15 protein-coding genes are annotated in these 23184 nt (G+C 67.8%); 9 read left to right on the top strand and 6 right to left on the bottom strand.

Annotated features, from left to right (window positions below; all coding sequences use genetic code 11):
• Window positions 1–823: 823 nt before the first annotated feature.
• The 3 genes from CEK69_RS03005 to CEK69_RS02995 are packed head-to-tail and all read left to right on the top strand — an operon-like array spanning window position 824 to window position 2098.
• Window positions 824–1486, top strand: a complete 663-nt coding sequence (locus CEK69_RS03005) for a dienelactone hydrolase family protein (RefSeq protein WP_152243737.1) — start codon at window positions 824–826, stop codon at window positions 1484–1486.
• A gap of 8 nt (window positions 1487–1494) precedes the next feature.
• A complete protein-coding gene (locus CEK69_RS03000; RefSeq protein WP_152243735.1) occupies window positions 1495–1902 on the top strand; it encodes an HIT family protein in 408 nt (135 codons plus the stop codon).
• Window positions 1903–1930: 28 nt separating this feature from the next.
• Entirely contained in the window at window positions 1931–2098 is a 168-nt protein-coding gene (locus tag CEK69_RS02995; protein ID WP_003467495.1) for a DUF5668 domain-containing protein, read from the top strand.
• Between the two features lie 137 nt (window positions 2099–2235).
• On the opposite strand, the gene CEK69_RS02990 is transcribed toward CEK69_RS02995, so the two are convergent.
• From CEK69_RS02990 to apbC, 3 genes are all read right to left on the bottom strand, one after another.
• Window positions 2236–2763: an RDD family protein gene (locus tag CEK69_RS02990; protein ID WP_152243733.1), complete on the bottom strand. Its 528-nt coding sequence runs from the start codon at window positions 2761–2763 to the stop codon at window positions 2236–2238.
• 40 nt (window positions 2764–2803) lie between these two features.
• Window positions 2804–3376, bottom strand: a complete 573-nt coding sequence (gene dcd / locus CEK69_RS02985) for a dCTP deaminase (RefSeq protein WP_010340509.1) — start codon at window positions 3374–3376, stop codon at window positions 2804–2806.
• A 130-nt stretch (window positions 3377–3506) separates the two neighbouring features.
• Window positions 3507–4358 (bottom strand): iron-sulfur cluster carrier protein ApbC, encoded by an 852-nt coding sequence (gene apbC, locus CEK69_RS02980; RefSeq protein WP_148829072.1) that lies wholly within the window; start codon window positions 4356–4358, stop codon window positions 3507–3509.
• A gap of 767 nt (window positions 4359–5125) precedes the next feature.
• Here apbC and CEK69_RS02975 point away from each other — a divergent pair.
• Window positions 5126–7885 (top strand): TonB-dependent receptor, encoded by a 2760-nt coding sequence (locus tag CEK69_RS02975; protein WP_152243796.1) that lies wholly within the window; start codon window positions 5126–5128, stop codon window positions 7883–7885.
• Between the two features lie 278 nt (window positions 7886–8163).
• Window positions 8164–8553 (top strand): cupin domain-containing protein, encoded by a 390-nt coding sequence (locus tag CEK69_RS02970; protein WP_150409879.1) that lies wholly within the window; start codon window positions 8164–8166, stop codon window positions 8551–8553.
• Between the two features lie 174 nt (window positions 8554–8727).
• Here CEK69_RS02970 and CEK69_RS02965 read toward each other — a convergent pair whose 3' ends face one another.
• A complete protein-coding gene (locus tag CEK69_RS02965) occupies window positions 8728–10293 on the bottom strand; it encodes a sulfotransferase (RefSeq protein WP_152243731.1) in 1566 nt (521 codons plus the stop codon).
• A 456-nt stretch (window positions 10294–10749) separates the two neighbouring features.
• Here CEK69_RS02965 and CEK69_RS02960 point away from each other — a divergent pair, with 456 nt between their 5' ends.
• Window positions 10750–13557 carry a TonB-dependent receptor gene (locus CEK69_RS02960; protein ID WP_152243729.1) on the top strand — a complete coding sequence of 936 codons (2808 nt, stop codon included), beginning with the start codon at window positions 10750–10752 and terminating at the stop codon, window positions 13555–13557.
• A 79-nt stretch (window positions 13558–13636) separates the two neighbouring features.
• Window positions 13637–15640: a S9 family peptidase gene (locus CEK69_RS02955; RefSeq protein ID WP_226975015.1), complete on the top strand. Its 2004-nt coding sequence runs from the start codon at window positions 13637–13639 to the stop codon at window positions 15638–15640.
• Between the two features lie 128 nt (window positions 15641–15768).
• Here CEK69_RS02955 and CEK69_RS02950 read toward each other — a convergent pair whose 3' ends face one another.
• Window positions 15769–17361 carry an NAD(P)/FAD-dependent oxidoreductase gene (locus CEK69_RS02950; RefSeq protein WP_152243727.1) on the bottom strand — a complete coding sequence of 531 codons (1593 nt, stop codon included), beginning with the start codon at window positions 17359–17361 and terminating at the stop codon, window positions 15769–15771.
• Window positions 17362–17562: 201 nt separating this feature from the next.
• On the opposite strand from CEK69_RS02950, the gene CEK69_RS02945 reads away from it, so the two are divergent.
• Both CEK69_RS02945 and CEK69_RS02940 read left to right on the top strand, forming a co-directional pair.
• A complete protein-coding gene (locus CEK69_RS02945; RefSeq protein WP_193313877.1) occupies window positions 17563–19662 on the top strand; it encodes a M13-type metalloendopeptidase in 2100 nt (699 codons plus the stop codon).
• A gap of 237 nt (window positions 19663–19899) precedes the next feature.
• On the top strand, window positions 19900–21912 hold the full coding sequence (locus tag CEK69_RS02940) for a M13 family metallopeptidase (protein WP_152243725.1): 2013 nt from the start codon (window positions 19900–19902) through the stop codon (window positions 21910–21912).
• A 138-nt stretch (window positions 21913–22050) separates the two neighbouring features.
• On the opposite strand, the gene CEK69_RS02935 is transcribed toward CEK69_RS02940, so the two are convergent.
• On the bottom strand, window positions 22051–22707 hold the full coding sequence (locus CEK69_RS02935; protein WP_152243723.1) for a rhomboid family intramembrane serine protease: 657 nt from the start codon (window positions 22705–22707) through the stop codon (window positions 22051–22053).
• Window positions 22708–23184 lie beyond the last annotated feature (477 nt).

Below are 23184 nucleotides of genomic sequence, written 5' to 3'. Positions count from 1 at the left end.
TGGTATCCGACTATGGCAGCACGCTATGCCCGTCTTGAAAGCATTGATGAGGATGAGCCGAAAGCGCTTCAGGCAAAACCGGGAGCGGAGCAACCATAACGACTCCTGCGGCAGCAGGCGCCATGACGCCGAGCAAACAGCCCCATCTCTGCCGCTTACCCATGACTCGGATACTCCCCACTCTTTCGCCAACGCCAGCCTGCTGTGACCCAAAGACGCCCCAGACACGGGCGTCCTCTCCCCGCCCCCGCCGTTGTCGCTGAGGAACTCCAGCACCTGGCCTGCCGGCACTGTGCCTCACGAGCGCCACTTTATTGCCGGGAGAAAGGCTACCCGCGCGCGCATAGGCCATCAGCAGAGTGCCGTTGATCCGGCTATACAGGTCACGTCTATTTTTCGAAGCCTCCCTACCCCTGGCGGTCTTGGTGGACACACGCAAATTCGAGAAGCCGATGTTCCAACGCGTTCCGGATACCGTTGTCGTCCAGCATCTCCGGACCCGTGCTGCTCCAGGGCCATTTCTTCCTGCGTCCTCTAGATTCCCCTCCCGATCGAGACCAACCTGGATCCGCTCGCGCAAGCTTTGCACTGCTGCCTCAAGAGATAAATAGGTTGGCTTTTGGGCAGCCAAGGCTGACGAAGCCGACTTTGGGGGTCGCGAGAGACATTGGGGCCGGGGTCCGGGGGCCTGGGAGAAATACAGCGCGCGAAGTATACCGGGCCGGGGCCGCCGACGCGGCCCGGCCGGTGTGCGCCCGCTCACCCCGGCTTAGCCTGGGCCATGGATAATCCGCCGCTTCCCCCACTCCACAGGATTCCCCGCATGGGCCACTGGACCACCCTCGACACCGCTCACGGCCAGGTTTCCGCCTGGCACGCCCTGCCCGAGGGCACGCCGCGCGGCGGCCTGGTCGTCATCCAGGAGATCTTCGGGGTGACCGACTACATCCGCGAGGTCGCCGACCGCTACGCCGCCCACGGCTACGAGGTGCTGGCGCCGGCGCTGTTCGATCCGGTCGAGAAGGACGCGCAGCTGGCCTACGACCAGGACGGCGTGCGCAAGGGCCTGGAACTGGTCGGCGCGCTCGGCTTCGACCGCGCGCTGGACATCGTGCAGGCGGCCGCGCAGGCGCTGGCGCCGGCCGGCAAGGTCGGCACCCTGGGCTACTGCTGGGGCGGCAGCGTCGCGCTGCTGTCGGCGCTGCGCCTGGGCCTGCCCTCGGTGAGTTACTACGGCGGCCGCAACACCCAGTTCCTGGACGAGACGCCGAAGGCGCCGGTGCTGTTCCACTTCGGCGCGCACGACGGCAGCATCCCGGCCGAGTCGATCCAGCAGCACCGCGAAAAGCTGCCGCAGATGCAGACCTTCGTGTACCCGGCCGGCCACGGCTTCGACCGCCACGTGGACCCGAACCACTACGACGCCGACAGCACCGAGCTCGCCCGCGAACGCAGCCTGGCGTTCCTCGCCGAGCACCTGGGCTGAGCCGCGGCGTGGCCGACTTCGTCCTCGACCCGCGGCTGCAGGCCGACAGCGCGTTCGTCGCCGACGGGCCGCTGTCGCAGGTGCGGCTGATGGACGACGCGCGCTTCCCGTGGCTGTTGCTGGTGCCGCGGGTGGCCGAGGCCAGCGAGTGGATCGACCTGGACGGCGGCCAGCAGCGCCTGCTGCTGGCCGAGATCAACCAGCTCTCGCAGCTGCTGCGGCAGCAGCCGGGCGTGCACAAGCTCAACATCGGCGCACTCGGCAACGTGGTGCGGCAACTGCACGTGCACGTGCTGGGGCGGCACCCGGGCGATGCCGCGTGGCCCGGCCCGGTGTGGGGCAGCGGCGCGGCGCAGCGGCTGCCGGCCGAGGAACTGCAGGCGCGTGTTGCGGCGTGGCGCCAGCGGCTACGATAGGCGCCCTTTTTGCGGAAGCCGCGCCTCCATGAAATCCAATGTGATCGCCGCCATCGTGCTGATCGTGATCGGCCTGGTGTTCCTGGCCAACAACCTGGGCTGGACCAACCTGAGCCTGGGCCGGCTGATCGCCACCTGGTGGCCGGCGATCCTGGTCGCGGTCGGCGTCGGCATGCTGTTCGGCCGCGGCAAGTAGGTGGGCCGGGATTGGGGATTTGGGAGTGGGGATTCGTGAGAGCGATCCCCCACTCTTAGTTGCTGCGTCTCCGTGACGCTAGCCGCTTTCGGAAGCGGCCCCTGCAAACGCAGGGGCGCCGTGTCGCGACCGCCGACTCAGCGGCGGACGTTGACCACGCGGGTGCCGGCGATCAGGTCGTGCAGGCAGCGCTTGTCCTGGCGGAAGATGAACAGCGCGTCCACCAGGGCGTAGATGCCGCCCACGATCGGCACCAGCGAGATCGCCTGGGTCGACAGATAGCGCAGCGCGATCAGGCGCCAGAACGGCGGCTGCCCACCGTCCAGGTCGGCGATGCGGATCCACAGCAGCTTCTTGCCCCAGGTCTGGCCGCTCTTGGCCAGCGGGTAGCCCTGCACCAGCAGGAAGATCACCATGCCCAGCACGCCGTAGCCGAGGGTGGTCAGGAACGGCACCTGCACGCCGCTGCGCGCGGCCTCCATGACCTTGCCGAAATAGCCGGTCAGCGCCGCCACCGGCAGGAACGTCGCCAGCGAGATCACGCCGTCGATCAGCGCCGCGCCGAGGCGCTCGCCGCGTCCGGCCAGGGTCTCACCGTCGGCGATGCCCGGCAGCGCGGGCGGCAACGCCGCGTCGGGGGCCTGGTAGGGATTGGGGTCGTTCATTGCGCGCTCCTTGTGCTGTCGGAAAGAAGGGAGTGGGAGATCAGGTCTTGGGCAGGGTCACGCCGGTCTGGCCCTGGTACTTGCCGCCGCGATCCTTGTAGCTGGTCTCGCAGACGTCGTCGGCATCGGACTGGAAGAACAGCATCTGCGCCACGCCTTCGTTGGCGTAGATGCGCGCCGGCAACGGCGTGGTATTGCTGAACTCCAGGGTCACGTGGCCTTCCCACTCCGGCTCCAGCGGGGTCACGTTGACGATGATGCCGCAGCGCGCATAGGTGCTCTTGCCCAGGCATACCACCAAGGTGTCGCGCGGGATGCGGAAGAATTCCACCGTACGCGCCAGCGCGAAGCTGTTGGGCGGGATGATGCACTCGTCGGCCTCGATGTCGACGAAGCTCTTGGGGTCGAAGTGCTTGGGGTCGACGATGGTCGAGTTGATGTTGGTGAACACCTTGAACTCGCGCGAGCAGCGCACGTCGTAGCCGTAGCTGGAGGTGCCGTAGCTGACGATGCGCTGGCCGTCGACCTGCTTGACCTGGCCCGGCTCGTAGGGCGCGATCATGCCGTGCTGTTCGGACATGCGGCGGATCCAGCGGTCGCTCTTGATGCTCATGGGGGTTCCTGATGCCGGTGGCGGCGGCCGCAGCCTGCGCGCCGGGAGCGCGGCCGACCGATGGGGCCGGCCGCAATGACCGGCGATTCTAGCCGGTCGCGGGGCGTTCGCGGCAGGCGCCGCGCGCCGCTCAGCCCAACGCCGCGGAGATCGGGATGGCCGCGCGCGGGCGCTTGCGCAGTTCCTCGGTCAGGCGCTGCGCGGTGGCCAGGTAGGCCTGCGCCGCGGCCGAGTCCGGTGCCGCGGCCACCACCGGGGTGCCGGCGTCGCCCTGCTCGCGGATCGCGATCGCCAGCGGCAGCGACCCCAGCAGCGGCACGCCGTACTGCTGCGCCATGCGCTGGCCGCCGCCCTCGCCGAACAGGTGCTCGACATGGCCGCACTGGCTGCAGGTGTGCACCGCCATGTTCTCGACGATGCCCAGCACCGGCACCTCGACCTTCTCGAACATCTTCAGCGCCTTCTTCGCGTCCAGCGTGGCGATGTCCTGCGGGGTGGTGACGATCACCGCGCCGGCCACCGGGATCTTCTGCGCCAGGGTCAGCTGAATGTCGCCGGTGCCGGGCGGCAGGTCGATCAGCAGGTAGTCCAGGTCGTCCCACAGGGTATCGGCGAACAGTTGGGTGAGCGCCGAGGTCGCCATCGGACCGCGCCAGATCATCGGCGTGTCCTGGTCCACCAGCAGCCCGATCGACATCGCCTCTATGCCGAAGGCGCGCATCGGCTCGATGCTCTTGTCGTCCGGGCTGTCCGGGCGTCCGCTCAGGCCGAGCATGGCCGGCACGCTGGGGCCGTAGACGTCGGCATCGAGCACGCCGACGCGCGCGCCCTGGCGCTGCAGGGCCAGGGCCAGGTTCACGGCAGTGGTGGACTTGCCCACCCCGCCCTTGCCGGAGCCGACGGCGATGACGTTGCGGATGCGCGGGTGCGGGGCGAGCTTGGGCTGGACGGCGTGGGCGGGGAGACGCGGGCGATCGGTCATCGGAAAACTCAACAAGAAAGCGTCGGCGACGCAGGCCAGGCATGCGCGCGACGGAAAGGAAACCATGGACCGCACACGGCGCCGCGGGCAGCGGCAGCGGCGCGGGCCGCACAGACACATGACTATACAAGTGCACCGACGCACGGTCCCGCGCCGCGGGCGGCGCGAGCGCTGGCGGATTTTGCGCAAATGCCGCGTGGCACGGCCTGCGACCGACCTTTCAGCTCCGCCATCGCGCGCCTCGGCACCGGCCCGCGCAGACGCCGGGATCGCGGCGCGCCATGCCGATGCGGCGATCACCCGCACTTGCACGCCCCACGATGGCGAGTCGCGCTCACCGAAATGGTGCGTCGGTAGCCGGGCCGCGCTGCCGGCGGTATCGGGATCGCCCAGTCGTCACAGGCCTTCAGGGGCACGGCCCGCCACGCCCCACATCCGTTCAGCAACCTATATAAAGAATGCCCCGCAATGGTGCAAAGCAACGCGAAACTTGTCTACACCGGTGCCGCGGCCCGGCGTTCGCCGACATTTCCCGCCTGATCGGCGCAGTTTTTGTTGGTAGACGAAAAAAGTGACACCCATGTACAAACCGCGTTAAGTCCGTGTTACGTTTGGGTTGATTGCAGGATGCGATCCCACTTTCAAGGCACACGTCGCGGCACGAGGCCCCTCGCCTTATCGATTGATTTTCGGGGAAGAGAAAGATGACTGTCCGTCATACTCGTAGTTTCAAGCACAGCCACCTGAGTGCCGCGCTGGCCTCCGCCATGCTTGTCCCGGCCGCGTTCGCCGCCTTCGCGCAGGACGCCGCGACCGACGACAAGACCGATAAAGCGACGAATCTCGACAAGATCACCGTCACCGGCTCGCTGATCCCGCAGACCGAGATCGAGACCGCCACCCCGGTCACCACGATCAACGCCGAAGAAATCAAGGCGCGCGGCTTCAGCACCGTCGCCGACGTGCTGCAGAAGAGCTCGTTCGCCACCGGCGGCGTGCAGGGCGGGCAGAGCTCGGGCACCTTCACCCAGGGCGCGAAGACGGTGAGCCTGTTCGGCCTGCCGCCGGGCTACGTGAAGTACCTGATCGACGGCCGTCCGATGTCGAACTACCCGGCGCTGTACAACGGCAGCGACACGTTCAACAACATCAGCGGCATTCCGATCGACCTGGTCGACCGCATCGAAATCCTGCCGGGCGGCCAGTCGTCGCTGTACGGCTCCGATGCGATCGCCGGCGTGATCAACGTCATCCTGAAGAAGAAGATGGACGGCGCGGTGTTCAGCATCCGCGGCGGCGGCTTCTCCGAGGGCGGCGGCAGCAACTTCCGCACCACCTTCGCCGACGGCTGGACCTCGGCCGACGGCCGCACCAGCGTGCTGGGCGGCTTGCAGTACGAAGAGAAGGATCCGATCTGGGCCTATCAGCGCAGCCAGACCAAGCAGTTCAATACCCACGGTACCACTCCACAGTTGGCGAGCCGAGATTTCCTGGTCTACAGCCCATTTACCAGCTACAAGTTCCTCGATCCGAACAACTGCAACAACGTCTCCGGCCTGTTCGGCGGCACCATCGCCAAGCAGCAGCGCCGCGGTTTCGGCGACGAGTACTACTGCGGCTCCAAGTACACCCCGGGCTACCGCACCCTGGACAGCGGCACCAAGTCGCTGCAGGCCTACATCCACGGCACCCATGACCTGAACGACAACGTGCAGCTGTACGGCGACGTGCTCTACAGCCACGAGGAGGTCAAGTACAACGCCGGCTCCAACTACATCTGGTGGGGCACCTCTGCCGACTTCGGTTACTACTACGATCCCAAGGTGGGCGACCTGCTGAACCTGCAACGCTCGTTCGCGCCGGAAGAAATGGGCATCAACGGCATCAAGGACACGATGAGCCGCGACAAGAGCGAATCGGTACGTGTGACCTTCGGCGCCCAGGGCACGCTCGGTCAATCGAACTGGGACTACGATGCCGGCGTCACCTACACCCAGTACAAGCTGGAGGAGCGCCAGCTGGTCCGCTACAAGAACGCGATCGACCAGTTCTTCGTGAACCGCGTGCTGGGCCCGCAGCTCGGCCTGGATCCGCTGTACGGCGCCTACCCGGTGTATTCGCCGAACTACGCGGCGTTCTACTCGCCGATCAGCCAGGCGGACTTCGCCAGCTTCACCGGCCAGGCCACCAACAAGAGCAAGACTTCCGACGGCATGTTCCGCGTGCAGGCCACCAACGCCAAGCTGTTCAGCCTGCCCGGCGGCGACGCGGGCCTGGCCGTGGTCGGCGAATACGGCAAGCAGAAGTGGGACTACGCGCCGGATCCGGTGATCCTCAACGGCGAAGTCTGGGGCCTGACCTCGGTGGCCGGCGGCGGCCAGCGCGACCGCTACGCGCTAACCTCGGAACTGCGCATGCCGGTGTTCGACCCGCTGACCATCACCCTGTCCGGTCGCTACGACGCATACAAGGCCAGCGGCCGCACCATCGACAAGCCGACCTACAGCATCTCGCTGGAGTACCGTCCATTCGAAACCCTGCTGCTGCGCGGCAAGTACGGCACCGCGTTCCGCGCGCCGACCCTGTCCGACCTGTACCAGGGCCAGAGCGGCTACTACAACAGCGTCGTCGACTACTACCAGTGCGCGCAGCGCGGTTATCTGCCGGGCAACACCGACAACTGCCCGCAGGCTTACTCCAGCCGTCAGTTCCGCGGCACCCAGTCCGGCAGCCTGGACCTGAAGCCGATCAACGCCGACGTGTGGAGCGCAGGCTTCGTGTGGTCGCCGGTGGATCGCATGGCGCTGACCGTCGACTACCTCAACTGGGACATCAGCGATGAGGTCACCCAGCAGAGCGCCGATGGCCTGAGCCTGCAGGATTACCGTTGCCGCGCCGGCATCGACGACGCCAACTCTGCACTGTGCAAGCAGACAGCGTCGCAGGTGACACGCAATGCGGCCGGCCAGATCACCAACATCTACACGCCGAAGATCAACGTCTCCAACCAGAAGCTGGAAGCGGTCACCGCCTCGTTCCGCTATGGCTACGACTTCGGCCGCTGGGGCGACCTGAGCACCATTGCCAGCTATAGCGAGAACCTGCGCCACAAGTACGTGCGCTACGCGGGCGATGCGCCGGTGGACCTGCTGAACGATCCGTACTGGAGCACCGATCCGAAGCGCAAGGCCGACGCGTCGCTGACCTGGGACATCGGCAAGTTCTCGACCACCTGGTATGCGAACTGGTTCGACAAGACTCCAAACTATGCCCCGACGGTCAGCATCAAGGGGTATGGTGCTGATGGCGCAGGCAAGCTGCCTTCGCACATTACCCACAACGCCAGCGTCACCTACAAGGCGTTCGATGGCATGGAGCTGTCGTTGATGGTAACCAACGTATTCAACAAGATGCCGCCGCTCGATCCGACTTACCTGGGTAGTGCGCAGGCGGCGTACAACGTTTACAACTTCGATGTGTACGGCCGTGCGTACTACCTGGAAATGCGTTACTCGTTCGGCAAGTAAGCCGACACGCATGTCTCACAGAGCCCACCCGCAAGGGTGGGCTTTTTTTTGCCTCGCATTCGCGGCCTGCCCGGTCATTCCATGCATTGCAGGCATCTGCCCGCGCTGCGCGTCGGCGAGATTGGTCAAGCACACATGATTTGCGCACGACAGCGTTCCGCCGCCGTGGCCGTTGGCGCCGTCAGCCCATGCTGTAATCGCGCCCAGCGCATCCGTCGCGGCCGACACGCCCCTCCTCGTCGCCGCATGCCGCAATGCATCCAGTGGAGATACCCGACATGCCGCGTCGCGACTTCGATCCTGCCACCTTCGCCGCGGATGGGCGGCCGGCAACCCAGGCACGGCTGTTCGATGCGGACACGCCGCCGCCGTGGCACGGCGTCGTCGCCGGCGCAGCCCTGGGTGGTGCGGTCACCGTCCTGACCTACGGCACCGATGCGATCGGCGACGGCCCGCCGCGCCACGTCCATCCGTACGACGAAACCTTCGTGGTCCTGGTCGGACGCGCGCGGTTCTTCGTCGGCGACAGCACGCTCGAGGCGGCGGCCGGAGACGTGGTCTTCGGTCCCGCCGGCGTGCCGCACCGGTTCGAGAACCTGGGTCCTGGCCGTCTGCAGACGCTGGACATCCATCATTCGCCGACCTGGATCCAGACCGATCTGGACTAGGCGAGGCCAGCCACGCGCAGTGCGGCAATGTCGCGGCACACAGGAGCGCCACGGAAGAAGCGCGCAGCGCTCACCGTTCCGCACTACGCCTGCGCCACGCGCCAGCGTGCGCGCCGGATACCACAGCGACCGATCACGGAGCGGTAGAGACCGGCCGCGCGGGCGGCCCAGTGGTTACGGATAGAACGCCGACAACAGCGCCTTCAGTTCCTGCAGATCCTCGCCGTAGCGCTGCCAGCGCCCCATGTAGGAACGCGTCATCGACGTGCGCACCTGCACCACGCTGGCGGTCGCCACCGGCGCCTGGTTCTGCTCGAAATGCAGGCAGGCGTCGTCCCACGGCAGGCCGCAGAACTCCAACAGGCGGCGCGTGGTCGGCTCCTGCGCGGTCACCAGGTCTTCGTAGTCGACCTGCAGGATGCGTTGCGGCAGCACCGCGTTCCAGTGCGCCATCAGCCGGTCGAACATCAGGAAGTAGCGGCCGACGTCCATCAGGTCGAACGAGTAGTCGTAGTACGGCGAGGACAGCGCGAACAGCTGGCGGAAATTGCTCAGGCAGGTGTCCATCGGATCGCGCCGCAGGCACACGATCTTCGCCTTCGGCAGGGCGCGCGCGATGTGGCCGGCGTAGAGGAAGTTGTGCGGCAGCTTGTCCACGAAGCGCGGCTTCAGCGCCGTGCCGGGCCGCGTGGACTCGACATAGCCGCGGCCGAGCGCGCGCCAGTCCAGCCCCTGCACCTGGCTCAGCGTGGCTTCGTCGAGGATCTCCGGCGACGGCGTGCCGGTCAGGCGCTTGAGCACCACCGAGAAGTTCTGCAGTTCCCCCGCCGAGTGCACCTGCGGATGGCTGGACAGGATCCGGTCCACCAGCGTGGTGCCGCTGCGCGGCATGCCGATCACGAAGATCGGCTCCTCGCTCTCGAAGCCCGCCACCGGCGCATCGTCGACGCGGAAGCTCCGATGCAGGGCCTCGAACAAGCGCGCATCGCGCTCGGAGGTGTAGCCGCGCGCACGCTTGTGCACCGACTTGCCCTGCACATAACCGCGGAACGCCGCGCGGTAGTCGCCAAGGTCTTCGTGCTCTTTGGCCAGCGCCAGGTTCAGGTGCAGCACCGCGTCCGGATCGTCGCCGGCCGACGCCAGCGCGGCCTCGAGCAGCGCCAGGTTGTTCTCATCCGGCGTCCACTTGCGCAATTGCGACAGCGACAGGTACACCTTCCAGTAGCGCGGCTCCAGCGCCAGGCAGGCGCGGTATTCGGCCTCGGCCTCCTGCAGCCGTCCGGAGAACAGCAGCGAGGTGCCCAGGTTGTAGCGGAAGCTGGCCTGCTGCGGCGCCGCCTGCACCGCACGCGTGAACGCCTGCAGCGAGGCGGCATGTTCGTTGACCTGGCTGTAGACCACGCCCAGCGTGTCCAGGGTATGCGCATCGGTGGGCTGCAGCGCCATCGCATGATCGGCGAAACGGTGCGCATCCTGCAGGAACCGCCCCATCGCCAGCACCCGCGCCAGTTGCGCCGCGTAGTCGGCGCGTTCGGGATTGAGGGTCGCGGCCTGGTGAAGGTGCATGGCCGCGACCTGCATCTGCTGCAGTTCCAGTGCCGCCACGCCAGCGACGAAATGCACGCCCGGATGCTGCGGCAAGGCCTGCAGCAGCAGCTGCGCGATCCGCTGCGCCTGCAGCCAGTCGCTGCGGTTGAGCGCGGCGATGGCCTGGTTGTAGAGCTGAACCTGTTCGCTCATGGATGCGCCCGATCTCCCCTGGAAGGCTGGCCGCGGCGGCACGCAGGCGGGCGCGGCGGTCTCCGATTATGACCGCAGCGCAGCATTCGCGCGCATGCGCGGTTCTGCCGCCGGCCGCCGCCGCACACCCCCGGCCGCAGGGCGAGCGCGGAGCGAAACGGGCTCGCCCTGATGGAGATGACGCAGCGACAAGGGCTTGCATCACGTGGCGTCCAGGTGCGCCTGCCGCGTCGACCGCCCTTACAGCAAGCCCACTTCAAAAACATGTCATGTAACGTAAATTTTTCGTTACTTTTCCGATTTGTTCATGCTACGGTCAAGAAACGTGAAACGGACCTCACACTCTCTACACGTACCTGTCCAGGAAGGGACCTGGGTACTGCACACGCATCTAGGGGAAATTTGTCAATGTCAGTCAAAGCACCGACTCCAAAGCGGAGTCTTCTGGTCGTTGCTGTGTCCACCATTCTCGCCCTGCCTGTCGCACCGACGCTGGCGCAAAGCCAGACCCCGAGCGAGGAATCGGAGACGGAACAACTGACCGAGGCCACCGGCGCCAAGGCGCGTACCCTTGAGAAGGTGACGGTGACCGGTTCGCGCATCCAGCGCACCGAGGTCGAGGGCCCCTCGCCCGTCACCATCATCTCCGCCACGCAGATCGAGCGCGAAGGCTTCAACACCGTCTTCGACGCGCTGAGCACGCTCACCCAGGCCTCCGGCTCCACCCAGAACGAGCTGTTCCAGGGCGGCTTCACCCCCAACGCCAGCGTGATCAACCTGCGCGGCCTCGGCCCCGGCCGCACCCTGCTGCTGATCAACGGGCGCCGCGCCGCGGACTACCCGCTGCCCTACAACGGCCAGAGCAACTTCGCCAACTTCGGCAATATCCCGGCCGCGGCGGTCGACCGCATCGAGATCCTCGCCGGCGGCGCCTCGGCCATCTACGGATCCGACGCGGTCGCCGGCGTGGTCAACGTCATCCTCAAGACCAACTACGAGGGCGACCTGGTCAAGCTGCGCGGCAGCACCCTGACCCGCGGCGGCGGCGACACCGGCGACTTCCAGTGGATCGGCGGCAAGACCGGCGACCGCTGGAGCCTGACCTACGCCTTCGAGTACACCGCCGGCGAGCCACTGTACGGCTACCAGCGCGACTTCATGGATTCGTCGCTGGACAACCCGTTCCCGCCGGCTTTCGTCGGCATCCAGCCGACCGGCACCATGCGCGTGCGCCGCCGCACCGGCTCGACCACCAACTCCTACTTCGCGCCGCCGGCCGGCGCCTGCGAACAGTTGGGCGACGAGTGGGTGCGCTGGAACTACCGCAGCGCCAGCGCCGCCGGCGCCATCACCAACCTCGGCCAGGCCTGCGGCACCTTCAAGGATCCGGCCTACCAGACCATCCGCAACGAGAACAACGACCTGTCCGGCTACGCCTACGGCACCTTCGATTTCGAAGGCGGCCTGCAGGGCTGGGCCAGCCTGCAGGCCTGGTCGTCCGAGTCCAAGTACACCTCGGGCACCCAGTTCTGGTCCGGCCGCACCAGTGGCGCGCTGTGGTTCGATCCCGGCTTCAACGCGCTGGTCGACGCGCAGCGCGTGTTCGCCCCGCAGGAAGCCGGCGGCGTCGAGCACCTGATGGCGCGCAACAAGGAGAAGTCCTACGACTTCGCCGCCGGCCTGCGCGGCAAGCTGGGCGACCGCTTCGACTGGGACCTGACCCTGTCGCGCGCCGAGTACAAGGTGAAGGTCGATCGCCCGCGCCTGATGGCCTCGGCGGTCAACGACTACTTCCTCGGCCAGCAACTGGGCACCCGCGTGGTCGGCGGCGTCACCTATCCGGTGTATCGCCTGAACCAGCAGCGCTACTACAGCGCACTGACCCCGGACCAGTTCGCGGCGTTGAGCACCACGGTCAAGACCGACGCCAACTCGCACGTCAACCAGGGCAGCTTCGTGCTCTCCGGCGACCTGTTCGAGCTGCCGGCCGGCGCGCTGGGCTTCGCCGGCGTGGTCGAAGCCTCGCAGCAGGAATACAAGCTCAATGCCGACCCGCGCATCCTGCCCGACTACACCGGCACCGACCGTCCGTACAACCTCACCGGCACCGGCGGCGGCGGCAAGCGCGACCGCTACGCGCTGGGCGTGGAGCTGTCGATTCCGATCCTCAGCTCGCTGAAGGCGCACCTGGCCGGACGCCTGGACAAATACGACGACGTCACCGCGGTGGACGACGCCAAGACCTGGAACGCCGGCCTGGAATGGCGTCCGCTGGACAATCTGCTGTTCCGCGGCTCCTACTCCACCAGCTTCCGCGCGCCGGACCTGCACTACGTGTTCGCCGATCGCAGCGGTTCGTTCTCCAGCATCTTCGACACCCGTCGCTGCCTGGAAAGCGGCCGCGCCGCGGCGCAGTGCCCGACCTCGGACACCACCGTGAACTACACCGCCTACGGCGTGCGCCAGGGCACCACCAACCTCTCCGAGGAAACCGGCACGTCGTGGACCGCCGGCTTCGTGTGGGACGTGCTCGACGGCTTGTCGGTCACCGCCGACTACTACGACATCCGCCTGAAGAACGTGGTGGCCGACATCACCTCCACCTACATCCTCGACGGCGAAGCCGGCTGCGTGACCGGGCTGACCCGCAACCGCAACCCGTTCACCCTGGGTGCGCCGGGCTCGGCGTTCTGCAACGACATGCTGTCGCGGGTCACCCGCCTCAACGCGCCGGGCACGCCGAACGACGGCCAGATCACCGAGATCCGCCGCGGTCCGATCAACCGCGCGTTCCTCGGCACCAAGGGCATCGATGCGTCGCTGGACTACCGCCTGGACACCGACCGGCTGGGCGACTTCCGCTTCCAGGTGGGCTACTCGCACACCCTCGAGCAGAAGTCGGCCGAGTTCAAGGGCGACCCGATCCTCGATTACCGCGACGACCTGGGCAACTTCGACTTCCGCAGCCGCATCCGCACCACCGCGACCTGGCAGAGGAACGACTGGCAGGCGGCGGTGTTCATGATCCGCTACGGCAGCCTGCCGAACTGGCAGGAGACCGGCCGCATCGCGCCGTACTTCATCTGGAACGCCAACGTGGGCAAGAAGCTGACCGACAAGCTGACGGTCAACTTCTACGTCAACAACGTGTTCGACAAGACGCATCCGAAGGACAGCGGCTACAACACGTATCCGTACTTTTGGCGCGCCTACAGCCCGTACGGCCGCGAAGTGGCGGCGGAGTTCCAGTACCGCTTCCGCTGAGCCGCACCACGCGCACTGGAGGTCAGCGAGAGCCCGGCATCGGGCTCTCGCTGTATGCAACCACGCAAAAAGGATTCTTGTGAAACGACTCGTTACTTTCTGCGCGTTGGGGCTGTGCCTGCACGTCGGCATCGCCGCGGCGGCTCCCCCGCCCATTGCGGATTTCGTCAAACGTCCCACCTACAGCGCGGTGAAGATTTCGCCGGACGGCGAATACCTGGCGCTGACCGTGGACCGCGGCGAGCAGGACGTGCTGACCGTGCTCGGCACGCGCGACCTCAAGCCGATCAAGGTCAACGTGCTGCCGGACGGCAAGAGCGTCGGCGCGTTCTACTGGACCGGCCGCAAGCGGCTGCTGTTCACCGCGGTCAAGAAGGTCGGTTCGTTCGAGCGGCCGATGGGCACCGGCGAGTGGTTCGCGGTCGACGCCGACGGCGGCCAGCCGCGCACCCTGATCGAATACGGCACCCAGGGCGTCACCCAACGCGGCAAGAGCGTGGGCCGCGAATCGTTCTCCCTGCTCGACACGCTGCGCGACGACGAGCAGAACGTGGTCATGCAGGTGCGCTACCCGCGCTCCTCGGAAGGTGCCGGCACCGAAGTGGTGATGATCGACACCCTCAGCGGGCGGCGCAAATCGCTGGGCCGCGCGCCGAAGACGAACTGTTCCATCGCCCTGGACGCGACCAAGCAACCCGCCTTCGCCACCTGCCAGAGCGACAAGGACGAGGACACCGGCTACGACAGCCACAGCGAGGTGTACGCGCTGAAGGACGGCAAGTGGGAGCTCATCAACGCCAGCAAGGCCGATGGCGCGCGCCTGGACATCGCCTGGTCCACCGCCAACGGCCGCGTCTATGCCACCCGCGACGACGGCAAGGCGCCCGGCGCGTTCGGGTATCTGGATCCGCGCAGCGGCGGCTTCGTCGCCCTGTTCCAGGACCCCACCAGCGAGGTCGCGCGCACCATCACCGCCACCGACGGCTCGGACACCGCGCTGGCGGTGGTCACCGAAGCCGGCGCGCCGCAGGTCAAGCTGATCGACGAGGCGCATCCGGACGCAGCGTTGTACGCCAGCCTGGCCGCGGCCTTTCCTGGCCAGTACGTCGACTTCGCCAGCGCCACCCGCAATGGCGACACCATCGTGGTCAGCGTGCGCAGCGACCAGAATCCCGGCGAGCTGTACCTGTACGAGCGCGCCACCGGCAAGGCGCGCTTCCTGATGAAGAGCCGGCCCTGGATCGATGCGGCGAAGATGGCCACGATCACGCCGATCCAGTTCACCGCGCGTGACGGGCTGCGCATCCACGGCTACCTCACCGTGCCGGCCGGAGCGCAGGCGAAGCACCTGCCGCTGATCGTCAACGTGCACGGCGGACCGATGGGGCCGCGCGACAACTGGGGCTTCCATTCGGAGGCGCAACTGTTCGCCAGCCGCGGCTACGCCACGCTGCAACTCAACTACCGCGGCTCCGGCGGCTTCGGCAAGGCGTTCATGGACCGCGCCTACGGGCAGTGGGACGGCGGCATCCTCAACGACATCGTCGACGGCACCCAGTACGCCATCCAGCAGGGTCTGGCCGATCCGTCGCGGATCTGCATCTACGGCGGCAGCTTCGGCGGCTACGCCGCGATGATGGCGCCGGTGCGCGCGCCGGGGCTGTTCCGCTGCGCGTTCGGCTACGTCGGCATGTACGACGCCAAGATCCAGTTGCGGCTCAGCGACACCAGCAAGAGCGAGAGCGGCAGGCGCTATCTGCTGCGCGCCTTCGGCAGCACCAGTGCCGAGCAGGAGCGGATGTCGCCGATCAACCACGTGCAGGCGCTGACGCTGCCGATCTACCTCGCCGCCGGTGCACGCGACGACCGCTGTCCGCCGGAGCACACCGAGGCGCTGGCCAAGGCGCTGCAGGCGGCCGGCAACCCGCCCGAAGGCATGATCGTGCAGTCCGGCGAAGGCCACGGCTTCTACAAGGAAGAGAACAACCTCAACCTCTACACCCGAATGCTGGGGTTCTTCGACTCGCACCTGGGCGGTTCCGCGGCACGACCGAGCGCATCCGCGCACGCCGGCGCGCCCTGACGCTGGCGCAGACAACGCCACGGCGCGCCGCCGTGGCACGCGCGGCGCGCTGCACGCGCCGCGCCTTTCCCTCGCCCTGGTCGCCATGCCAGGGTTCTTTTTTTCTTGCCGCTACCGTCCGCCGCCGCTCAACCGCGCAGCAGCGCCATCGCCGAATTGTGGCCGGGCGCGCCGGTCACGCCGCCGCCGGGGTGGGTGCCGGAGCCGCACAGGAACAGACCGGGAATCGCACCGCGATACGCCGCCTGGCCAAGCATCGGCCGGGCACTGAACAACTGGTTGAGGCTCAGCGCGCCGTGGAAGATGTCGCCGCCGATCAGCCCGAAGGTGCGCTCCAGGTCCAGCGGGCTCAGCACCTGCCGGCCCAGCACCGAGGCGGCGAAGCCCGGCGCGTAGCGCTCGACGGTGGCGATCATCAGGTCGGCGACCTCCTCGCGGTGCGCGTCCCAGCTGCGCCCGTCCGGCAACAGCGGCGCGACGTGCTGGCAGAACAGGCTGGCCACGTGCTGGCCGGGCGGCGCCAGGCCATCGTCCAGGGTGCTGGGAATCAGCAGTTCGACGATCGGTTCGCGCGACCAGCCGTGCCGGCGCGCGTCGTGGTAGGCGCGGTCCATGTAGTCCAGGCTCGGCGCCAGCACGATGCCGGCGGTGAGATGATCGCCCGGCCCCGGCAGCGCGCTGAAACTGGGCAGCCGCGACAGCGCCACGTTCATGCGGAACGTGCCGGAACCGCAGCGCCAGTGCGCCATGCGCTCGCGGGTGGCGGCCGGCACGTGCGCCGGATCGAGCAGGCGTTCGTACAGCAGCTTGGGATTGACGTTGGCGACCACGTGCCGCGCCCGCAGGCGCTCGCCCTGCTCGGTGACCACGCCGACCGCGCGTCCGCCCTCGACCAGGATCTCGCGCACGCCCGCATCGGTGCGGATGCGCGCGCCGGCCGCAGTGGCCGCACGGGCCATGGCCTGGGTGATCGCGCCCATGCCGCCCAGCGCATGGCCCCAGGCGCCCTTCACCCCGTTGCTCTCGCCGAACACGTGGTGCAGCAGCACGTAGGCCGATCCCGGCGTGTACGGGCTGGCGTAGTTGCCGACGATGCCGTCGAAACCGAACAGCGCCTGCGCCGCGTCGCTCTCGAACCAGCGCTGCAGATACTCGGCGGCGGAGATGGTGAACAGGTCCAGCAGGTCCTGGCGCAGCTCCGCATCCAGCGCATGCAGGCGGCGCCCGAGGCGGCCGGCGCGCAGCAGCTCGGGCAGTGCCTGCAGCCAGCCGCCATCGGTGACGTTGGGGGCCGGCTGCAACGCCAGCGCGCGCAGCACGTCGGCGATGCCCTCCAGCCGCGCCTCGTAGGCCGGCAGGCGCGCGGCGTCGCGCGCGGAGAACTTGGCCAGTTCGGCCTGAGTGTGGCCGGCGCCGGTCAGCAGGTAGCGCCCATCCGGCAACGGCAGGAAGTTGTTGCGCCGGCGCGGCACGATGCGCAGGCCGTGGCCGGCCAGATCCAGGTCGGCGATCACCTTCGGCTGCAGCAGCGACACGGTGTAGGACGCCACCGAGTTGCGGAACCCGGGGTGGAACTCCTCGGTCACCGCGGCGCCGCCGACCACGCCGCGCCGCTCCAGCACCGTCACCTTCCAGCCGGCCCGCGCCAAGTAGGCGGCGCAGACCAGGCCGTTGTGGCCGGCGCCGACGATCAGGGCATCGCATGGCGGTTCGCGGGTCATGGCCGCATGGTAAGCCAGCGCCGGCGGGCCTGCCGATGGCAGGCGGCAACGCCGTCCTGCGGCCCAATGGCCAGGGCCACCCATGACCTTCGACACCCCTGAAACCTGCAGTGGCGGCGTAGAGTCTCGCCACGGCCCGTGCGGGCCATTCCTTTATCCACGTCGGCCTGGAGCCTGCCTGTGACCCTTCGCAATCCCAAGATGCTGCTGTTGACCCTGGCCGTGAGCGCCGCGCTGACCGGCTGCAACAAGCCCGAGAGCGCCGCGCCCGCCGCCGATGCCGCCAAGTCCGCGCCGGCCGCCGCCCCGGCCGCGGCGTCGACCGACCTCAAGCTCGACACCAGCAAGCTGCCGGCCTACAACGCCTTCAACGTCGACGACCTGGACGCCAGCAAGAACGCCTGCGACGACTTCAACGGCTACGTCAACGGCAAGTGGCTGGCCGCCAACGAGATCCCCAAGGACCGCAGCAGCTGGGGCGCGTTCTCGATCCTGGACGAGCGCTCGGTCGCGGCGCAGCACCAGCTAGCCGAACAGGCCGCCGCCGCGGCCAACCCGCAGGGCGTGGAGAAGATCGTCGGCGACTTCTGGTCCTCGGGCATGGACGAAGCCAAGATCAACGCCCAGGGCATCGCGCCGCTGAAGGCCGACCTGGCCGCGATCGACGGCCTCAAGGACGGCCCGGCGGTGGCCGAGTACCTGCGCCAGAGCGCGGCCAAGGGCGAGAACGGCCTGTTCGGCTTCGGCGCCGAGGCGGACTTCAAGAATTCGGCGATGAACATGGCCTACGCCATGCAGGGCGGCCTCGGCCTGCCCGACCGCAGCTACTACTTCGACGCCGACAAGCAGGACAAGCTCAAGGCCTACCAGGCGCACGTGGCCAAGGTGCTGGAGCTGGCCGGCGTGCCGGCGGCCGACGCGGCCAAGCAGGCGCAGGACGTGGTGGCGCTGGAAACGCGCCTGGCCAAGGTGTCCAAGTCCAGCGAGCAGCTCTCGCGCGACGCCGAGCTGTCCTACAACCCGGTCACCCCGGCCGACGCCGACAAGCTGACCCCGAACTTCCCCTGGACCAAGTTCTTCGAGTCGCAGGGCGTGGCCGTGCCGGAGAAGTTCTCGCTGGCGATCCCGGCCTTCCACCAGGAAGTGAGCAAGGCGCTGGGCGACACCGACCCGTCGGTGTGGCGCGCCTACCTGCGCTTCCATACCGTGGACAGCGCCTCGCCGTACCTGAGCGACGCCTTCGCGCAGGAAAACTTCGCCTTCTACGGCAAGGAACTCAACGGCCAGGCCGAGATGAAGCCGCGCTGGAAGCGCGTGCTCGGCAGCATCAACGAAGGCGCCGGCGAGGCGATGGGCCAGATGTACGTCAAGGTCGCCTTCTCGGCCGACGACAAGGCCAAGATGCAGCAACTGGTCGAGAACCTGAGCCAGGCGCTGAAGGCGCGCCTGGAGAAGCTGACCTGGATGAGCGACGAGACCAAGGCCAAGGCCCTGGACAAGTGGAAGACCTTCACCCCGAAGATCGGCTACCCGGACAAGTGGCGCGACTACGCCAGCCTGAGCACCCAGCGCGACAGCTACCTGGACAACGTGCGCGCCGCCACCGCGTTCAACTACAAGTACAACCTCAGCAAGATCGGCAAGCCGGTGGACAAGACCGAGTGGGGCATGACCCCGCAGACGGTCAACGCCTACTACAACCCGCTGCAGAACGAGATCGTGTTCCCGGCGGCGATCCTGCAGCCGCCGTTCTTCGACCCCAAGGCCGACGACGCGTTCAACTACGGCGGCATCGGCGCGGTGATCGGCCACGAGATGACCCACGGTTACGACGACCAGGGCGCGCGCTTCGGGCCGACCGGCAACTTCGAGAACTGGTGGACCCCGGCCGACGCCAAGAAGTTCTCCGCGCTCACCGGCAAGCTGGTGCAGCAGTTCGACGGCTACGAAGTCGACGGCAAGCACGTCAACGGCAAGCTGACCCTGGGCGAGAACATCGCCGACCTGGGCGGCATCACCACCGCCTACGACGCCATGAAGAAGGCCACCGAGGGCAAGGACGACCCGAAGGTCGGCGGCATGAGCCGCGACCAGAACTTCTTCATCAACTGGGCCACGGTGTGGCGCACCAAGTACACCCCGCAGAACGCGATGGTGCGCCTGACCACCGACCCGCACGCCCCGGCGCAGTTCCGCGCGATCGGCGCGCCGTCGAACCTGGAGGCCTTCGCCACCGCGTTCCAGTGCAAGCCGGGCGCGCCGATGGTGCGCAGCGGCGACAAGCGCGTGGTGATCTGGTAAGCGACGGCGTCACCGCCGTCCCGCGAAAAGGCCCGGCTTGTCCGGGCCTTTTCTTTGCGTGGGCGTCGGCCTGCGACGGCGGTGGCGATGCCGACCGCCCTGCCCGGCCACCGGCGCCCGTGCCTGTCGGCGTCCCCCGCTGAATCCGGTGGGGACGTGGACGCGCATCATCGCCACAGTTGCACACCGCAGCTTGTTAAACTCCGCCGACTTTAATCCTGACCGGATGCGTTCCCGATGCCCAATGCCCGTCCGCTTGCCCTCGCCGTCGCCCTCGGCCTGATCGCCCTCGCCTCCGCCGCCGATGCCGCGCCCAAGAAGAAGCGCGCCGCCGCGCCCAAGGCCCCGCCGATCAGCGCCGCCTGCAGCGACTTCTACGACGATGCCAACGCCGACTGGCTGAAGCAGAACCCGGTGCCGCAGACCGGCGCGGTCACCGCGCTGGGCCAGCTGGCCGAGCGCACCCAGCAACAGCAGCGCGACCTGCTCGACGCCTCCATGCAGTCGCCGCAGAACGCGGTGCAGAAGGCGCTGGGCGATTTCTGGGCCAGCGGCTTGGACGAGGCCGCCGTCGAGAAGGACGGCTCCAACCCGATCGCGCCGCTGCTCGGCCGCATCGATGCGATCAAGAAGGCCAAGGACGTGCCGGCCTCGATCGCCGCGCTGCACCAGATCGGCATCCCGGTCGCGTTCAACTTCGGCGCCGACGTCGACCTGAAGGCGCTGGACCGCCACATCGGCTACTTCATGCAGGGCGGCATGGGCCTGCCTGACCCGGCGTTCTACACCCGCACCGACGCCGACACCATGGCGCTGATGGGCCGCTACCGCACCTACGTCAAGCAGATTCTGACCCTGACCGGCACCCCGGCCGACCGCCTCGAGGCCGACGCCCAGTCGGTGCTGCAGATCGAGACCGCGTTGGCGCGCAGCGCCAAGTCGCTGTCCGGCATCAACAACCCGTTCAACAACTACGCGCCGATCTCCACCAAGGAGTTGAACAAGCAATACCGCAACCTGCAGCTCGACGCCTTCCTCAAGGCGCAGGGCGTCAACGATGACCTGGTGTCGATGGCCGACCCGGACATGTTCAAGCAGCTCGACGGCATGATCGTCAGCATCAAGCCCGAGCAGTGGAAGGCCTACCTGCGCTGGCGCGTGGGCGATGCGATGGCGCCGTACCTGTCCAAGAGCTTCCGCGACGCCAGCTTCGAGTTCCGCGGCCGCGTGCTGCAGGGCCAGGTCGCGCCGCCGCCGCGCTGGGCGCAGGTGCTGGACGCGATCAACGTCGCCGCCGGCCCGATGCTGGGCCGCGAGTACGTGGCCCGCTACCTGTCGGCCGACACCCGCCGCCAGGCCGAGACCATCGCCGATCAGGTGCGCGACGCGCAGATCGCCGCGGTCAAGCGCAGCACCTGGCTGAGCGAGCCGGCGCGCACCGAGGCGCAGGCCAAGCTGACCGCACTGAAGATCGAGGTCGGCGCGCCGCGCCGCGACCTCGACTACACCCTGCAGCCGATGGGCCGCGGCAGCTTCGGCGGCAACATGCTGATCGCCTCCACCTGGCGGCACCGCGAGGAGATGAAGCGCATCGGCAAGGGCAACGCCGACCGCCGCTGGGACGTGCTGCCGCAGCAGCCGGCGCTGACCTACGACATCGCCCAGAACCGCCTGATCGTCACCGCCGCGGTGCTGCAGCCGCCGGTGTACGCGGCCGGCGGCGACGCCGCGACGCTGTACGGCGCCTACGGCGCGATGGTCGCGCACGAGCTGATCGGCGCCATCGACAGCAAGGGCAGCCAGGTCGACGCGCAGGGCCAGTTGCGCAACTGGTGGACCCCGGAAGACAAGAGCGCCTGGAACGCGCTGGCCGCCCGTACCGCCGCGCAGTACGGCGCCTACGACTTCCCGGGCGTGAAGGGCGCCAAGGTCAACGGCCCGCTGACCCAGGACGAGGACCTGACCGACATCGGCAGCGTCGAACTGGCCTGGCAGGCCTACAGCGCCGCGCAACCGACCGCCAACGAGGCAAGCAAGCAGGCGTTCTACAAGGCCTGGGCCGGCCTGTGGGCACAGCAGCTGTCGCCGAACGAAGCCGTGCAGCGGGTCACCGCCGACGTGCACGCGCCCGGCCGCTGGCGCACCAACGGCGCGCTGGCCAACCTGCCCGCCTTCGCCGCGACCTTCACCTGCAAGCCCGGCCAGCCGATGGTGCGCAGCGAGGCCGAACAGATCCACCTGTGGCCGTGAGCCGGTGCCGGCGCTAGCCGCCGGCCAGGCACACACAGCAAGACGGCGCGGGCAACCGCGCCGTCTTGCGTTCAGGAGTCGGGAAAACGTGCCGCCGGCGCCGCGCCTGCGGCGCGCAGCAGCCGCAGGCGTTTCCGCTCAGCGCACGATGCGCGGACGCGGCGGCTTGCGCTTGCCGAACGGCGGCTGGCCGCGCCAGTAGCGGATCATCAGCCAGCCGAACAACATGCCGCCCAGATGCGCGAAATGCGCCACGCCCGGCTGCCAGCCGGTGAAGCCCATCAGCAGTTCCAGCGCACCGAACACGATCACGAAGGTGCGCGCCTTCATCGGGATCGGCGGGAACAGCAGCATCACCCGCTGGTTCGGGAACAGCATGCCGAAGGCCAGCAGCAAGCCAAAAACGCCACCCGAGGCCCCCATGACCGGCAGCGGCTGGCTGCCATTGCTCAGCATCCACCAACCGACCAGCAACTGGCACAGGCCGGCGCCGGCCACGCAGACCAGGTAGTAGGTCAGGAAGCGCTTGTTGCCCCAGGTCTGCTCCAGCGGCCCGCCGAACATGTACAGCGCCAGCATGTTGAACAGCAGATGCGGGAAGTTGCCATGCAGGAAGCCGTAGGTCAGCAACTGCCAGAGCTGGAAGTTCTGCCCGGGCGAGAACGCATCGAAGGCACCGATCGGCCACAGCATGAAGGGATCGAAGGTGTCCATGCCGAGCAGCATCTGCAGCAGGAACACCACGACGTTGCCGATCAGCAGCGCTTGGGTGACGGGCGGGAGTCTGGGGAACATGGTCGGGTCCGTGGCAACTGTCCCCATCATAGCCGCTCGCCAAAGCATGCACCCCAACCAGTGCAGCGGCATGCCATGACCAACGACGCTCTTCCAAGAGGTATTGCGAGCGAGGTGCGCCGAAGAGACAGACGAGGGCGCGGGCGAAGCCTCGCGCAGTCAACATGCAGCATGCGCTTCGCGTCCGTACCCTCACCCCAACCCCTCTCCCGCAGGGAGAGGGGCTTGTACCTCCTTCTCCCTCCGGGAGAAGGTGCCCCGAAGGAGCGGATGAGGGTAAGGGCGCAGCCTCGTGCAGTCGAAACACCGCATGCGCTTCGCGCACCTACCCTCACCCCAACCCCTCTCCCGCAGGGAGAGGGGCTTGTACGTCCCTTCTCCCTCCGGGAGAAGGTGCCCCGAAGGGGCGGATGAGGGTAAGGGCGCAGCCTCGTGCAGTCGAAACACCGCATGCGCTTCGCGCCCTACCCTCACCCC

The sequence above is a fragment of the Xanthomonas sp. LMG 12462 genome, from assembly GCF_009192885.1.
Classification (GTDB): domain Bacteria; phylum Pseudomonadota; class Gammaproteobacteria; order Xanthomonadales; family Xanthomonadaceae; genus Xanthomonas_A; species Xanthomonas_A sontii.
This window is presented reverse-complemented; position numbering and strand designations above follow the sequence as displayed.

What these genes read in the sequence shown, in the direction of transcription:
- CEK69_RS03005 (WP_152243737.1), top strand. Translation starts at nt 824, where the DNA reads ATGGGCCACTGGACCACCCTCGACACCGCTCACGGCCAGGTTTCCGCC.
- CEK69_RS02995 (WP_003467495.1), top strand. Translation starts at nt 1,931, where the DNA reads ATGAAATCCAATGTGATCGCCGCCATCGTGCTGATCGTGATCGGCCTG.
- CEK69_RS02990 (WP_152243733.1), bottom strand. Translation starts at nt 2,763, where the DNA reads ATGAACGACCCCAATCCCTACCAGGCCCCCGACGCGGCGTTGCCGCCC.
- dcd (WP_010340509.1), bottom strand. Translation starts at nt 3,376, where the DNA reads ATGAGCATCAAGAGCGACCGCTGGATCCGCCGCATGTCCGAACAGCAC.
- apbC (WP_148829072.1), bottom strand. Translation starts at nt 4,358, where the DNA reads ATGACCGATCGCCCGCGTCTCCCCGCCCACGCCGTCCAGCCCAAGCTC.
- CEK69_RS02975 (WP_152243796.1), top strand. Translation starts at nt 5,126, where the DNA reads ATGCTTGTCCCGGCCGCGTTCGCCGCCTTCGCGCAGGACGCCGCGACC.
- CEK69_RS02970 (WP_150409879.1), top strand. Translation starts at nt 8,164, where the DNA reads ATGCCGCGTCGCGACTTCGATCCTGCCACCTTCGCCGCGGATGGGCGG.
- CEK69_RS02965 (WP_152243731.1), bottom strand. Translation starts at nt 10,293, where the DNA reads ATGAGCGAACAGGTTCAGCTCTACAACCAGGCCATCGCCGCGCTCAAC.
- CEK69_RS02950 (WP_152243727.1), bottom strand. Translation starts at nt 17,361, where the DNA reads ATGACCCGCGAACCGCCATGCGATGCCCTGATCGTCGGCGCCGGCCAC.
- CEK69_RS02945 (WP_193313877.1), top strand. Translation starts at nt 17,563, where the DNA reads ATGCTGCTGTTGACCCTGGCCGTGAGCGCCGCGCTGACCGGCTGCAAC.
- CEK69_RS02940 (WP_152243725.1), top strand. Translation starts at nt 19,900, where the DNA reads ATGCCCAATGCCCGTCCGCTTGCCCTCGCCGTCGCCCTCGGCCTGATC.
- CEK69_RS02935 (WP_152243723.1), bottom strand. Translation starts at nt 22,707, where the DNA reads ATGTTCCCCAGACTCCCGCCCGTCACCCAAGCGCTGCTGATCGGCAAC.